This is a genomic window from Ensifer adhaerens (genome assembly GCF_020035535.1).
Lineage (GTDB): Bacteria > Pseudomonadota > Alphaproteobacteria > Rhizobiales > Rhizobiaceae > Ensifer.
In genome coordinates this window covers 1,099,980-1,114,732 of the sequence record NZ_CP083350.1, presented here as the reverse complement: position 1 = coordinate 1,114,732, position 14,753 = coordinate 1,099,980, and the positions used below count along the sequence as shown (strand labels likewise).

Annotated in this window: 11 protein-coding genes; 8 read left to right on the top strand and 3 right to left on the bottom strand. The window is 54.6% G+C overall.

Going from position 1 to position 14,753, the window contains the following annotated elements; translation table 11 throughout:
* The first annotated feature begins 65 nt into the window (after positions 1-65).
* The 5 genes from LAC81_RS25515 (at position 66) to LAC81_RS25495 (ending at position 5,631) form a co-directional block, all read left to right on the top strand.
* Positions 66-542 (top strand): hypothetical protein, encoded by a 477-nt coding sequence (locus LAC81_RS25515; protein ID WP_223729924.1) that lies wholly within the window; start codon positions 66-68, stop codon positions 540-542.
* A gap of 843 nt (positions 543-1,385) precedes the next feature.
* Positions 1,386-1,841, top strand: a complete 456-nt coding sequence (locus LAC81_RS25510; protein WP_223730446.1) for a hypothetical protein — start codon at positions 1,386-1,388, stop codon at positions 1,839-1,841.
* A 148-nt stretch (positions 1,842-1,989) separates the two neighbouring features.
* Entirely contained in the window at positions 1,990-2,298 is a 309-nt protein-coding gene (locus tag LAC81_RS38560; protein ID WP_419195873.1) for a hypothetical protein, read from the top strand.
* 1,700 nt (positions 2,299-3,998) lie between these two features.
* A complete protein-coding gene (locus tag LAC81_RS25500; RefSeq protein WP_223729923.1) occupies positions 3,999-4,994 on the top strand; it encodes a hypothetical protein in 996 nt (331 codons plus the stop codon).
* Between the two features lie 214 nt (positions 4,995-5,208).
* The gene (locus LAC81_RS25495) at positions 5,209-5,631 is read left to right on the top strand and encodes a hypothetical protein (RefSeq protein WP_223729922.1); all 423 of its coding nucleotides are present in this window, start codon (positions 5,209-5,211) and stop codon (positions 5,629-5,631) included.
* Positions 5,632-5,713: 82 nt separating this feature from the next.
* On the opposite strand, the gene LAC81_RS25490 is transcribed toward LAC81_RS25495, so the two are convergent.
* Both LAC81_RS25490 and LAC81_RS25485 read right to left on the bottom strand, forming a co-directional pair.
* Positions 5,714-6,640, bottom strand: a complete 927-nt coding sequence (locus LAC81_RS25490) for a Kiwa anti-phage protein KwaB-like domain-containing protein (RefSeq protein ID WP_223729921.1) — start codon at positions 6,638-6,640, stop codon at positions 5,714-5,716.
* 832 nt (positions 6,641-7,472) lie between these two features.
* Entirely contained in the window at positions 7,473-7,691 is a 219-nt protein-coding gene (locus LAC81_RS25485) for a hypothetical protein (protein WP_223729920.1), read from the bottom strand.
* A gap of 180 nt (positions 7,692-7,871) precedes the next feature.
* On the opposite strand from LAC81_RS25485, the gene LAC81_RS25480 reads away from it, so the two are divergent.
* Positions 7,872-8,390 (top strand): PIN domain-containing protein, encoded by a 519-nt coding sequence (locus LAC81_RS25480; RefSeq protein ID WP_223729919.1) that lies wholly within the window; start codon positions 7,872-7,874, stop codon positions 8,388-8,390.
* A 509-nt stretch (positions 8,391-8,899) separates the two neighbouring features.
* Here LAC81_RS25480 and LAC81_RS25475 read toward each other — a convergent pair.
* Entirely contained in the window at positions 8,900-12,682 is a 3,783-nt protein-coding gene (locus tag LAC81_RS25475) for a hypothetical protein (protein ID WP_223729918.1), read from the bottom strand.
* 193 nt (positions 12,683-12,875) lie between these two features.
* Here LAC81_RS25475 and LAC81_RS25470 point away from each other — a divergent pair, with 193 nt between their 5' ends.
* Both LAC81_RS25470 and LAC81_RS25465 read left to right on the top strand, forming a co-directional pair.
* A complete protein-coding gene (locus LAC81_RS25470; protein WP_223729917.1) occupies positions 12,876-13,685 on the top strand; it encodes a 2OG-Fe dioxygenase family protein in 810 nt (269 codons plus the stop codon).
* Between the two features lie 782 nt (positions 13,686-14,467).
* A complete protein-coding gene (locus LAC81_RS25465) occupies positions 14,468-14,674 on the top strand; it encodes a hypothetical protein (protein ID WP_223729916.1) in 207 nt (68 codons plus the stop codon).
* Positions 14,675-14,753 lie beyond the last annotated feature (79 nt).

The following is a 14,753-nucleotide window of genomic DNA, read 5'->3' as shown; positions in this document are numbered from 1 at the left end:
TCTTAATGGTGGATTTGGTAGTTGTGTCCGCAGACCAGCGAGCGGAAGCGTTGCGGAGATTAGTAGTGAATTGGTCGCCCGATATTCGGCGCTCGTTCGTACGCCGGCTCATAGCTTCCATCGTCCTCGCCTACTTGTTGCGGCGGCAGCAGCGAGACGAGCGGTTTTCCCAATCAGTGTTTGCAGTCGCTCCGGGCGCAGCGAGCACATGGCATTCGCCGCCGCCCGTTCCACAACGATTGCCGATACGCACCTTTTCTGATGAACAACTGTCCGCGTATTTGGCGGCCGGCCTGACCCGGTATCCCACAGCGATACAGCGCCTGCTGCGAAACATGCGTGAGCCATTTTCCACGTCGCGGAAAGTCTTGAACCAGAACTTGACCGCTATGCTGGCGTTATCAGACGAAATGCCCTTCATCGCATCGCTGGGGCCCGAAGAGCGCGAAAAAGCTCGTCATCGGCTCGTCAGAGATTTCTGTGACATCATCGCAGAGTGCGTCCGTTCCGACACCGGAATCGAGGATCCGACACAGATCTAGTAGCTAGCAACCGCTGTACCGCAATGATGCGGGTGGTTATTTGGAGATCAGAAGCGAATAGATGCTTTGGGCCCGGTCGGGCTGATCGCTGCGCTAATGTGGCTGATGAGAACCACTCTGGTTGAAGGTCTCATACGAGAACCGGACCGAAAGCGAGATCTTCCCGCTGAGCAGATAACTGCCCGTGGCCGTTTACTAGATTGGATCGCTGCGCTGCCGGCTTGGCCCGGAGCTGCGCTGATCGTCGTCAGCAGGATTGTGATCTTGATGTGAGAAGGCTCCAGATCGAAACCAGCAACGGTCCAGAGCCTTCGGTCTGAGCGTTCGACTTCTACAGACGCAACATTCTACCGCCAACCAGTTGGGACGCAATCGGTGCGCCGTCAGGATTTGGCTGCCCACAGCGTGCAAGCTCACAGGCAGCCTCAGAGGCTGGGCCCGATCGGTATGCCTGAATGAGCAAATGCTGCTCGTGATCCAATTCCGGCTCTGTCGGACGGCAATAAAGCAAATCAAGCACAGCCTCGCTGAGATCTCGCATATGAATAGACATTTTATACCTCACCGCATCATCGAGGGAATAACGCGCGAGCGCGAATGGGGTTTCACGAGATTCCAGTTGCCCGACGAGACATCGCGAACTTGCTGAGCGCTGTGGCTCATCGATGCTCCTGATACTTGTCGAGGAGGATTGCCGCGGTGCGATCAGTGCGGCCGGATGCGGAATAAGATTCGCCAAGTGCGCCTTAGCGGCGCATAATACGTCCATCGCTGGACACTAAAACGGGCTCCGGCGGCTGGGAGATCATAAGCGCTTTCGCCCCAATTGGAGGAGATTGCGCTATGTTTGATCAAACGCAGTCAGGGTACGTCCTTCCTGAAGGTTTTACTGTCATCGCCTCGGCCTTTGAAAAGGTCGTGGCCGCGCGAAACATTGGGCGGCATAGCGACGAGGGAGAATGCCTGGCGCGAGAGGCGCTTTCGCTCTACATGAGCGGGACCCGCGATACATGGGAACTTGAACTCCGGCTGAGAAACGCTTGCCGGCATACCCAGATTTCACCGCCTTCGAGCGGCGGCAGCAGCACGCAAGTCGTGGACCTCCTTCCCGAGCTTTCTGCCTGGGCTCGCAGCCTCACGGCCTCACCGGAGGCAGCAACCGCGTTGCTTGAGCAAACCTTGGAGCACGCTATCGACCATGTGGCTGACTTCCTCGACACCTCGGATGTGAGAGGATGGCTGGTGCGAATTATGGTGGAGATCCGACTTGGCCGTAGCCGCATCCGGCGTCGGAAATAGCCATTGGCTATGACTGGAACGGCGCACGCGGCCGCGGCATGGGCCTGGCCGTTGTAGATGTTTTTCAGCCGCTTGATGAACGGCAGCCGATACATCGCCTGCCAGCTCCCGAATACGGTAAAGCCAGCGTCTGATTGCCTCCCGACCCGTGGGCGGTGATGTACTTGACCAGCGGGAACATGCCATTGCCGTCAAGAGGTACGTCGACGACAACATCGTCCCGGCCGCCACATTGAAGAAGCCTTCCGCCAGGATCTGGACCTGCGGCCATCGGCTGTCGATGATGATGATGTCGGCCCAGGACTGGGTTGGCCGCACCAGGTCGCAGAAACTGCACGACATTGACGCCACCTCATTGAATTGCCGCAGGACCTTGTTTCTGCCACCCGTCGGCGCGCTGTTATCCTCCAGAGAGAGCATGAAGCGCGCGCGCATCGACTGGCTCGCGTCGAAGTAGATCTTCGTCCCGTCGAACCAGTATTCCGGTGAAGAAGGGTAATTGATCACCGACCCCGTATAAAAATCCCAAATAGGCATGAAACAGGAAAAGGATCGCGAGATAGCGAGGCAGCCAAGGCATGTCGCAAATGGCGAGCGGGCCTTGGAGCGACAGCTTGAGCACGGCATCGAAGGTTGGGCTACCAAGCTACTCTTCGAGCCTCTGGCCGATCTGCGTCAGGACGCGGGTGCGCAGTACCTCTAGTAATCCAAGAAAAGGTAGAGACCGACCGCAAGCACGGATAGCGCCACCAGCGTAGGCACGCTGCGTTGACCGACGACGTGAAGCGTTGGGAGCTGATGGGGATCGGGCACCTGGCGTGACCGGCATTGAGCAATGGCGCTCGGCGTTAGCTTCGCAGAGGCCATAAGGAGGTTCGTTTCGTGATCAGATACAGATTAATGATCGTCCTCGCGGTTTCAGCGTTCGTGCCGTGGTCTTATTCGTACATCGTAAACAACGATCCTTGCACAACTGAACAGTGTGTATGGACGTTAGGTTTCGGATACTTGGCATTCGCTGCGGCGGTTTGCCTTTTCGCTCTGTATCACCTCATGATCATTGTTGAGCGGCTTTTGATGTCCTTTCTAGATCGCTTCGACAAATAGGCTTCCTCGTCCGCGATTGGGTCCTACTGCCGCGTGCTTTCGGACCCTAGCTCTATGTATCGACCAATCGACCAGAGGTGGGCGACGATCTCCAGTCTCAGCGAATCCCGGTCCCCATATTTCTCTGTAATCCGACGAATCTTTTCGGTTGTGGACCCCTTCGCCTCATCTATGACGTACATCTCTCGGCCAAGGGCCGTAATCTCGCACCCGGCCGCAAGCAACTCATTTACAAAGTGCGGGATTTCATTCGGCGTCATTTTAAAGGCCACGCATGCCGGTTGATTACTCCACTAGCAACGCAGAGGGCTTCAAGTTCGACGACGGATTAGGACCTTTGCGGAGGGGTTATCAGACCTAGGTCTGAGGCCGCTAAGTTCAAAGAATTGCCCCGTCCGGGTGAGCGAGGCCGGCGCAGTGCCAATAGGCTCCATTCCGGGGACTATCGATGGAGCTCGGCCGAGATTAAGAGACTTCACTTGGGCACATTCGTGAAGCTCGTGCCTGATCTCGATCGGCGAAATGGGGTCAGGACAAGCGAGAACCGCTGGCATTCTAAAAAGCTTCGCGGCGTCCTAAAAAAGCGGCCCCGAAAGGCGAGACGGGGCCGAGGACAGAGTGTGCGGAGGCCCTCGTAAAAGGCCTCGGGTATAAACCGTCATAGGAAGTGACTAGTTCCGGGTCATTATGGTGAATCCTACAAATTGCGCGTCGAGTGAAAGCCCGATCTGTTGCGGGCATGACAACGAAGCTTTCAGACTTGGGCCTGAGAAGCCCAAAGCTCCTCGTCAAACGGCGGCGTATGAGACCGTCGACGACATGCATGTTCCAAGACAGACGCGTTGCGGATGAAGGGAATGGGCGCAAATGCGGCCTGCGCTGACCTGGGATTTCGCCCTGTGTTCCAATCCGACGCTTCCGAGGGTTAAAGTCGTTCTCTTCACGCTGGACGATAGCACATGTCTCAGTTTAGTGACACCTAAATAAGCCTTGACTATAGATTGCATTATGAGATGTTGAATGTCCAGGTTGTAGTGGGTGGGGGAACCGATGAGCGTCTATAGAATGAGGCACATGCCATTGGAGCCGGATTGTAGGCCGAACGCACGGTGGCTCAGCCGCTCTATTGAGGAAGAGCGTGCGGCCGAACTGAAGCACTGCGACCAAGCCGTTAAGCTGCGACAGGAAGCCTCAAAAGCATGGTGTGATGCTTGGCTGCAAGTTCATCTGAGAAAGGCCACCATGCGCAACCTTCTTTCCTTTCTGCTAGCGATCGTGATTGCGCCTTTCCCCTTTGCCGACGCCCTAGCCTCCTCGTATGCTCCGGATCATCCGATGACCTTCCAGATTGTGCGAAGTTCCTCGCCCGAATGTGAGCCCACCTGCCCGGAGTGGATCCTCGCTGCAGGCTCCATTGAACCCGATACGGCGGCATCCTTCCGGAAACTGCTCAAGACGCTTGGATCTCGTCGCTTGCCGATCGTGATTGCGTCGAACGGTGGGGATCGCGGGGTGGCTTTGGAACTCGGCCGGATCATCAGGAAACAAAAGCTGACAGTCGCAATCGGTTATGCCGACACTATCAAATGCCAGGCGAAACCGAGTGTATGCCGAAAGATACCCTTCGTCCCTGGAACTCCCAGATTCTACGGGATCAACTGCATTTCGGGCTGCGTCTATCTTTTCGGCGGTGGGGTGGTCCGGCTTAACGCTCCGGGCAACGTGGTTGGGTTGCACAAGGGATTCATGGTTATCTATTCGAGGGACAACAAATCGTTCAAGGCCATGAAAGACGCCAAGCGTGCCGAACGGATGATGCGCAAGGCTAAACGCGAGATCGCAACTTATCTCTCGGAGATGGGCATCAAAACCGAGCTGGTTGAGAAGGCCCATAGCCAGGAGGGGGTATACGAGGTCCCGTGGGATGAGCAATTTTCGTGGGGTCTGGTAACCGGCCTAATCCAGGAACAGGATTTCACGGACCCTGGCGCTTGCAAATCACAGCCTGCGCCCGTGAATTGTGTCACCCGCGCGACGACCGATTGAGTGCCGCCGCCTGCGCGCCAGCCCGATCCGCCGACCGATTTCGATTGGCTCGGCTTCGACGGGCATCGGTTGCAACGCCGAGCGACCGTGTGCCCAGCGCGCCACGGCCTTCGTGCGTTAACTGGCAACCAGCGCAGCAACGCCAGCCTAGCATTGCAGACTGGACTCTTCGACAAGTTGTGACATGATCCCCTGGGGAAATGGGGGATTACAATTGAAATCTGTTATCTTTGCGCGGCTTAGCCTAGCCGCGGCGATGGCGTTTGCCTTGTCGAGTTGCACGACCACTCAAGCCGAATTTCGCAAGGATCCTGCGCGCGTGACCAAGTCGGCGCTTTGTCGGACGTTCATAACGAACACCGATCTAGCCTTCACGCAAGACCTGACGGGTGAACTGGCTCGCCGCCGCATCGATCCGATCGAGTGCGTCAATATGGTCCAGCAGGAAAATCAAGCCGCGGCTGCCGTCGTCGCTGTTGCTTTGGTAGGAACCGCCATCGCAGTGTGCGCAAACAATGACTGCGGTGGCGGCTACTACCCAAATTACCCAGGGAATTGCCAATACGAGTGGCAGCGAGATGCGGCCGGCAACCGTTGCGGTCGCAGGAGCGCTTCGTCAAAGCCGGGTGGATGGTGAAGCGTTGCTCTGCAGCTACTCAACCCGTAAGGGGCGGCAAAAACCAGGAACACGCCGCCCCCATATGAGCTGATCTCAGCCACTACACGTGGACGGGTGTGGTGTCCTGGACGTCGTAAACCAAGGTCGAGAAGCCTGACTTTAGGCGATGGTCGAGGAGCGCTTTCATAATTTGCGGACATGTTTCCGGTGTCACAATGATCTTCCCATCATCGTCGAACTGGATGACCAGCCCATACTCGGCCTGGTTATCCCTTAGCCGCTGCATGAATTCGGCATCGCGATAGTGGCCTTTGTCACGGATCGCACAGGCACGTCTCAATTGAATCTTGTTGTCTCCAACGTATTCGACCAAGGGCGCGACGTCGACAAATGCGCTCAAGAATTCCTCTTCTGCTTGAAGCTCTACAAAGTCGTCACGTTGGGTGCTTTTGTAACGCAGCAAGGACTCGAATGCGCTCTTATTTCGGACGAGGACCGTGTGATCAAAAACGATAAAATCGAACGTCTTACCCAATTCAAAGTGCGGCCGATTATCGATCGCCAACTGCTCGTCCGCGAAATACAGGCTCCTGAAGGACAGAGCTTTCTTGGTCCTCCAACTGGGTTCTGTTTTGCGAACTGCGTAAGCGATCTGGTCGTCGACAATGAATTTCGCCACGTAGAATTTTGAGTTGAGTAGATGATTGACCTGGGAGGCTTTTTTTCCATCCACTTCGGCAGCTATTTCGTCTAGCAACAAGCCGGCATGTGTTTCATCGGCGGGGATCTGTAGTGCGCTAGCTTCATTATTCTGGGCAAGCAGGCTGTATTCCAGCACCTCCTCAATCTTCGCGAGCTCGGCTGCAAAGGTTTCCTTCAAGGCGGCGTCGACCTCATCTGTCGTATCCACCCATCGACCCGAAAAGCGGGGGGCTTCCGCTGCGGGTCCGGTCGGGCCTTTAATCGTCCACAAGGTCACATGGGCATCCGCGAGATCAAGAGCCCGTAATTCCTCTAGTGCTGGCATCAGTCGTCACCTTCCACTCTAATCGACTTTATGATTTTGACGTCCTGGATGGTGGCGACACTGCAACGGGTATCGGGCTGCAGGTCTGCCTTCGATAGCGCCCAAGATGTAATACGAGATTGGCTGTTCCCCGGATACGAGAGCGTGACCTCGTAAAGCCGCCACCCGAACACAATGAGGAGTGGGTTAAGGATCAGTTGCCCTGATCTGTAGGTGATGATGAACATCCAACCTAAGAATATGAGAAGGCCCACGAATTTCCCCGTATCTTTATACTCAAGACTCATGAACGAGACGACATATGGTAGAGTATATGCCATCAATTCTGCCGGGATATATTTTGCTTCATGGATATTTACGGGAGTTTTTGGCGTTACGGTTGATAAAACGCCCAGAGAGAACAGAAGGCATACCAAGCAAACAAGGAAAACGCCGAAGGAAAGGACTCCGTTTTGGAGAGGAAGCACGCAGCCCGCTGTACCGGGCCAGCACAAAGGTGCCCACAGCAATTCGTATCGGAAGTCTTGGGCGAGCAGAATCAAGCTCAGTGGGAAATACGAGCCTATGAATACGATAAGCGATGCCAGAAACCTGAATTGCAACTTCTTGCCCTACCTTTGAGGCAACATGCAACAAAGAGGTTGTAAACGCGAGCATTTGTTACTTGTGCACACAGCTTTCCGCGCAGTGAATCGGTATAACGAAGCTCGCAGCTACTTGCGTGCTCGCAAATCGGTTCGGAGAACCCATGTCGTGAGGTCGACAGATGGAACTGCCCGCTTTGCTTGATGGAAAACCGTCACCTTCAGGCAAGTGATTCGGTCCGCGAGGCCTAGTCTCGACCGTCAGGGCCGCCGCCAGTGAGAAACGCTCTACCGTCTCCGGACACATTTTCACGTCGTATCGCGATGACGAATTGCTCGGAATCGAGATTAATCGTCAAAGAACCAGCCGCGACCAACCGCTCAAGGAAATTGCGGATTTCCTTGTCTTCGGACTTTACGGAAATGATTTCCTTTGAGGACATCGTGCTCGCATCAGGTGTTTTCACAAGAACTTCTATACCATCAAATTCCCAGTCAACACAGGCGCGATTTCAAATTAGCGGTAGGGGCGATGAGCCGGTTACTTCGCTTCACTCCTTTCAAAACGTCGCTTACCGTTTATTAACCATCCTTTTCCACCCTTAATCCGCAGAAGCTCCGCCGTCCCTCTAAAGCGAGACAGCTAAATGGACATGGCATTCTTACTGGATACCGACGTTCTCAGCGAAACCTCTCGGGCGAAGCCTGATCCGATGGTCGTCAACTTCATACTCAAGGCACACAACATCCTCCTGCCGGCCGCGGCATTGATGGAACTGCAGAAGGGGATTACGGAGGTTTGCAGCCGGGATCCTTTAAAAGCTGTCAAACTGAGCGCTTGGTACAATGAGCTGACTTCAGGCGGAATCCCAATCATTCCAACGGACAAGCACGTCATCGATGTCTGGGGGACTCTCAGTGCCGACCCTCGCCTTAGGAACCTGATCGTCCCTCGCCCCGACTCGAAGCGACCGCGCAGTGGTCAGGATATTCATATCGCCGCTGCAGCACTGGTTCACCGTGCAGCGATAGCGACGTTTAACGTCAAAGACTATCTGCTCATCAACGAATGCTATCCGCTTCCGGGGATCTACAACCCAAAAGAAGACGTGTGGTACGCGAAAATGGAAGGCCTGCGGTTTCCGGAAGCGGCCATCACCGCCTGACGACTGCAAGGCGGCACTTGTGCTCCAACTGGCACATGTCCGACCTACTGTCGTCGCGATCGACCCAAGTCCTGTAAACAAATGCATGCGATCGTCAGCATATGGTTACAGGACCGCCACCTGCGCGCGTCTTCCTCGGCGGTGCGTTGGTACTGAAAACTCGACACCATAGAAAAACTTAAGGGACCCGAAGGTCCCCTAAGGCGGTTAGCGTAGAAGCCTAACCCCGTGGCAGTGGTATGACCTTGAGATAGGCGCATCACCTGTAGAGAGCAATAAGCACAAATTTCTCGGTCATCCTAGACGCCCCAAATACAAATGTCGCTCCGTTGTCACCAATCGGAACCTCCTCAGTTTTCGTGTACCGCATGTAAGCCCTCTTCCACGAAGGGGGATCAGTCTGCAAAGTCCCACCGAACAGGATCTCAACAGGGGGCACCACGGTTTCATCTTCATTGGAGAAACAACTGTAGATCCGCTACCGGGCAGCTTTCCCAGGTTCCCATGACTTAAATGTTCTCGATGTCTTCAATCAAGTCGCCAATTGCTTTGTAATAGAGCCGATCGCCTATGCGATTGAGCCATTCCGCGCACTCCCTTAGATCTCCAGAGCAGATCGCTAGAGCACGGCTTACCTTGGTACTCCGGGCGGCATCAGAGAGCTTTATACGCTCGACAAAAGCTTTCGCTGCCAAAAATTTGCCTATCGACTGAAAGTACTTAGAATCTACGACATTCCCAAGGTTGATAAGTTTCAACGCGCTTTCTCGCGCCTTTTGCAAAAATTGTCTTTGCTCTCGCTGGCCCTCGATTTCACCGCTCAGCGCGCACCACAACCTGATCGAAGACAGACATGCGAGCAGTTCCAGGCGAGCCGAGTAACTCATCGGCCCGCGCCGAGCACGAATGTTGGCATTGGTGATATAACCGACGGCTTTCGTGACATTACCCTCAAAAACATGGCGGCGGGCGAGATCAATCAGCACGCCAATTCTGTCGACACCTGCAAAACGCCTTTGTCTCGATATGTTAACCTCAATCATCGCTTTGGCACTCTCTTCGATAAACGAGGAAGTGACATGAGGCGACCTTATCAGCGGTTCACCGAAAGCATATCTTATGAACCGCCGAGCAGTTCTGCCGCTGAAGACAAGCGGCTCTATCAGCTTTTTCTCAGCGCTGATGAAATTATCAAGCTCCACCACAGCTCTCATTATCTCGCGCGCCTTCTCGTGCGCCGATTCTAGGTGAAGAACCTCGGCTTCCCTAAACTTCAGCCGCATCCAAACCCTGAGCTTCTGAGCCCCACCGGGCTCGTCGTAAATGGCCAAGAGTCCCTTCGGATTCTCGAAGCTCAGGTCCTCGAAGAGTTGCTTGCCTAACAGCTCGTCGATGAGAGGTTTCCAGTCATCGAAATCTTCGTTTTTCCGAAAAGAGAACATCCAATCGAGCTTTGCGAACCAGACGTGGGCGATATCCTCAATCATCTGAGCGACAAATGGATAGTACTTCTCTATCGCCCCACATTGCGAGATCAGGTATTCATCAAGTAACCTTTGCGCATAATCGATCAATTTCGGCTGATGCGCGTGAAAGGCCGAGATGGCGATAGTTGCGCACAGGCGCACAATTGTGTCGGGGTCGAAAGTCGCGACAATATGATCCGGGATCTTCGGAGGAAGAGCGCCGGGCAAGCTGCCATCTCCCGGTAGTGCAGCGATAAAATCAAAATGATGCTGCCCCTTCGGCAGGAGCATCAACAAATAGAGGCGCAGCCTGAGCATGTCCTGATCGGATACCATGCTAAGGCGGAAGTCGCGATCGATGTCCTCTCGAAGCAAACCGAAATAGGCAAAGTTGAGTGCAACCCCGCCATTGAAATCGCCCCCAAGAGAAAAGATGCTCTCCGTCGAAGCGAACAATGATGCTTCGGCGCCACCATCTCTCACAATGTCCTTTTCCGTAATGCTGGCCAGGAGGCAGATGTAGGCTTGAATGTCCCGGGCGCTGTCTGTTTGCGGCTGCATAGAGAATGGCGTCGGAAGGTTGACCTTTTTATGCTGAGCTCGGCGACGAGCAGCACGGGCGACCAGTCGATTCGCTTGTCTGAACAGGATGTCATATTGACCACCTTCGATCTGAAGCTGTCTGATCAGACTGGTGCGGACCGCCGGATCGAAAGACCACACCAAAAGTCCTTCGACGTCAGCGTCCGACAAAGGGTGGAATTCATCGCCGAACAGGCTCTTTTCCAACCTCCATTCCGTTTCATCGAGTCCAAATTCATGCTCATCGAGCCTTACATTCCTCTCTTGTCGTAGAAAGAAGCCACCCGCCAAATCTTTAAAGCGCTTAAGCTTTAACTCGACATCATCCTGACCCTCGGTGCTGAGCCGGAAGAAGTCGGGAGCGTCGATCTTCCACGACTCCAAGCTCCTGATCAGCGTTCCGCGCAACAGACCATCTTCAGCGGCCAAGATCAAAGAGACCGCGGGAAGCAGGTTCTCGGCTTCAAAGATTGACAGCAGGATCGCGGAGAGTTTCGCAGTTAGCTCAGCCTGGTTTCTTTTCCTTGCGAAACTTGCAATCGCCGACACCGTTTCATCGATCCGCTTTCCGTACCGGCCCTTTTCCTGGGCACAATGTTGAAGAATTGCGGCGGCAACGACAAGGGATTCGCCTTCAAGTTTCTGATGGCGTTCCGTGAGTTTGAGTTCGTCGCGAAGCGTTTGCCAGATTGTCACCAGCTCTTTTCTGACTGGCTTCGCCGATTTCCCGTGCCAATATCGGGTCAGCCTCCCCAACTCGGGATTGGGGACCGGTTCCTGAATCACCGCCGCTTCGTCCAAGTCGAGCCGTATTTCTGGAGCTGCGGACCGATCGTAGGCAGACACAACGATCCGCGTGTCGCGGTGGTTATTGAGAATATTCAACAACCGTGTCGCTTCGTAGCCGAGAAGGAGCTTGAGGATGGAATCTCTGCCCAATCCGTCGACATCGGCGAAGAAGTAGCAAGCAGGATGACGCGCGGATAGGCGGGCGATTTCGGCCAGCGTTCGTTCGGTCGAAACCATTCCCCCGGCTTCACGCGCTTGTTTCACAAGCTCGCTGTGATAGCTTTCCAATTCGGGCGTGCCGGGCTTCGTCGCCCAATAGGGCACAACAGCATTTTCGATGTCGTCCAACCTTTGAAGAAAGGCCCGAATATACAAGGCAAGAGCGTTCTGGTCGCGCGATCGGGCGACAATTGCCATGACCGGAAGTTCGATAACGTCATCATCACGGTCTACCAACCCCATGAGGGTTGCGTTTTTTGACTTTCGGTCGATCTCCCGTAGCATCTCGGCGATGACGCTCTTTTTCCCGCTGTGAGGCGCGCCTTGGAGGATTGCCAGCTTCTGGGGCTTCGACCGATCTGTTAGTTTGTCATGTAACTCTCGCGCTAGCGCCCCGAGCTCCGTCTTAGCTTGCTCTTCTGGATAGGTGCGGGTGCTATCAGTGATTTGTCGACGAAACTCTTCGTCCATCCAAGACCGAGCGGCCGCCGGGGCGGGCCCCGGTGGAGTAGGCACTGGTTCATTGGCGGGTTTCGGCGACGACAGCGCCTTTTCAGCCTGAGAGGAGAAACGTGTCGGCGGGAACGGTTTGTTCTGATTTTCCTTGAAGCTCTTCGTGATCTCAAAATCGCGTAGAAGGTGCTCGTAGCAGGTTCTGACGTCGGGAAACTCACTTTGACTGGCGAGCAACGCGTCTAGTCGTGCTTCAACACTGGTACGGCCTTGTCTACAGCCTACGGATAGCAAAAGGTCCGCGAAGTATACGACCGCGCAAGCCCGCAAAACATCTCTGTCGCCGTCCCTCGGCAGAGCCTTGATGTTCTTTGTCGACAGAAGCCTACTAAAACCGCTGATGAGGGCTCTTCTTTCGGCATCCTTTTCCAGTTGCTTCTTAACTTCGACGGACGCATTTCGAGAGCTCGTTGATACGATAGCTTTAGCGAGGTCGGCGGCGGTCTTTCCTAATCGATTACGGTGTCTTTCAATAAGGTAAAGCGCATACAGCTTGCCGCGGAAGCCGATCTTTTCCAAGCAGTTGTCTGACGTTGCGCCGACGCCCGCATAATAGTCCACATCTTCATGACGGTTTTGGACGGCTGCGCGGTAGATCCACGGCCGACCGCTGTCCATTATGCGAGTATAGTCAGCGAAATAAGCCAGCACGAGCTCAAGCGTCGGCTGTGCAATTGCCGCAGCATCTTTCCGCGGGCGCCCCGGTCGCGCTTCCTCATCCATAGCAACCCACGCGAAAACCCCTCACGAAAATGCAAGCAGAAGTGATGCCAGCAATATTTCATCAATTAAATATTTGCTACTTAATTCGTAATAATTATCGATTTTTTGCGCCTCTTCCATGTCCTTTTTTACTCGGGCAGACGTTGTGTGTGACGCCGAAACAGAGAGCGTCCGCAACATCGGAGTGAAAATTATGCCCCACTTTACAACGTTCCTCGAAGCCGCTGCCGGCTCTCTTTCGGCAGAGAAAGGCGGCGACGAAGCCGAGGCTGCCATTCGCGGCGGTGGATGGGCCATCCTGCCTCAGAGCTATTATGCGATAAATGAGAGCGACCGGGCGGTTTTCCAGGAAACCTACCGCAGCCTCGATGTTGATCCCTACGGCGATACTCGCCGCCGCGCCTATCTCAAGCTGCGTATGCGCCCGACGACCGGCGCGATCTCCATTGCTGAGGACCAGACCTACTCTCAGACATACCTCGCCAATCCCTTGGACGGCGGGAAGGTACGCATCTTCGGACCCATTGCAAACGACGCAATCGCCAGCGTTGCTTTTCAGCGGTTGGTTCAAAAAAACCTTAGCCTGATGTTGGCTGCCTATACCTTCATGAAGGAAGAGGTAACGATCGGTGTTCACTGCGTTCGCTATTTCACCGACCTCGGCAAGCCGACGTTCAGCAGCCCAATCTGGCTTCACAAAGACGACGAGCCGCTGGTCATCTTAAACGTAATCGACGAATCCGAAGGTCTGATCGGCGGCGACACAATCCTCGCCCATAATCTTCGCTCGATCGAACGCGTTGCACACCTCAAGCCATTTCAGGGCGTAGTTCTGACGAAGCAATTGTTCCACATGGTCACACCCATGGAGGCACCCATCGCTGGGAGTGCTGGATTCAGAGATATCTTGCTGACGACGCTTGAAGAACCAGATGACGTCATTTTGCCACGCGACCCAGAAGCGTCCGACGGAGATTTCATTAACCTCCGTGCTGCGTCGTAATCCGCGAACGTTCGATTTGCTGCTGCTGATCGAGAGCCGGCCGGGCGAAAGCCTGGTCGGCTTTCTCCATTTCGAAAGAGGTCCCTTCACTTGGCCGAGTTCCCACCAATTCGTCGGTGCACGGCAAAGCAGCCATTTCACAGTCCGAACTCACATGTCAGCTTAGGACCGATAGCCCTTGCAGGATCGCGTCGAGCCTTACAGAAAATCCCTATCTTCCCATTGAAATATGATGTGGCGCGAGATTCCTGCTAGGGAGTTCGGTGAGGTAAGGACGTAGCGATGGGCGTTTAAAACACGTTTCGATGTATCATTAACCATGTTTCCATTCATTAACGAATGGTTAACCTCGGGATCTCGACTTTGCCTATTGCCGGTGTCATTCGTATTAGCACAACCGTCAGAGGGAAGCGCAATGTCGTTCTTTCGAATACCCTGCACAGCGCAGAGCGCTAACTAGGTTTCGTTGGCCACCGGCCTTAACGACTTGCGCGCTCAAGACGCTTCCCGACACTGACCGTCTATCCGACAAATCGTCCAAGCTGCGTTGCTTTCATTGGAAGCGACGTCCAGGCCGTGACTTCGCAAGAAGAAGCTGCTTTAGCGTCGCAATCTTTGATTGTATTTTACAACCCAAATGAATCACATTCAGATTCATTTGGGCAGGCGCGGCTAACTTTGAAAAAGACGATTGTGCCCTCGTCGCGATGAACGCGGCGAAACAGCTGAAACCACCGACAAGGTGTCCGGGGATTTCGGCAAATAAGGGCGAGATAGATTTCATGTCAAATCCGGGAAGCAATGCCGTCACACGACGGAACGGTCTTGTGCGCTCAAAACGTCGCTATGTGTGGACGAAGCACTGGCAGCTCGCGGGAGTGTTTCTCCCCGACGGCGTGCCCGAGCTTGAAACGCTCATGCTGAGCGAAGTGGAGGACTATTTCTCCCCAGCGGTCGGCAATCGCCTCAAGTCGTTCGACCGGTACTAACGATCCTCGGCGTACGCGCCGCCTAACCCCTTTCAAACAACTGGCGACTTTCGCGGGCCGCGATGCCCGAGGGCGAAGC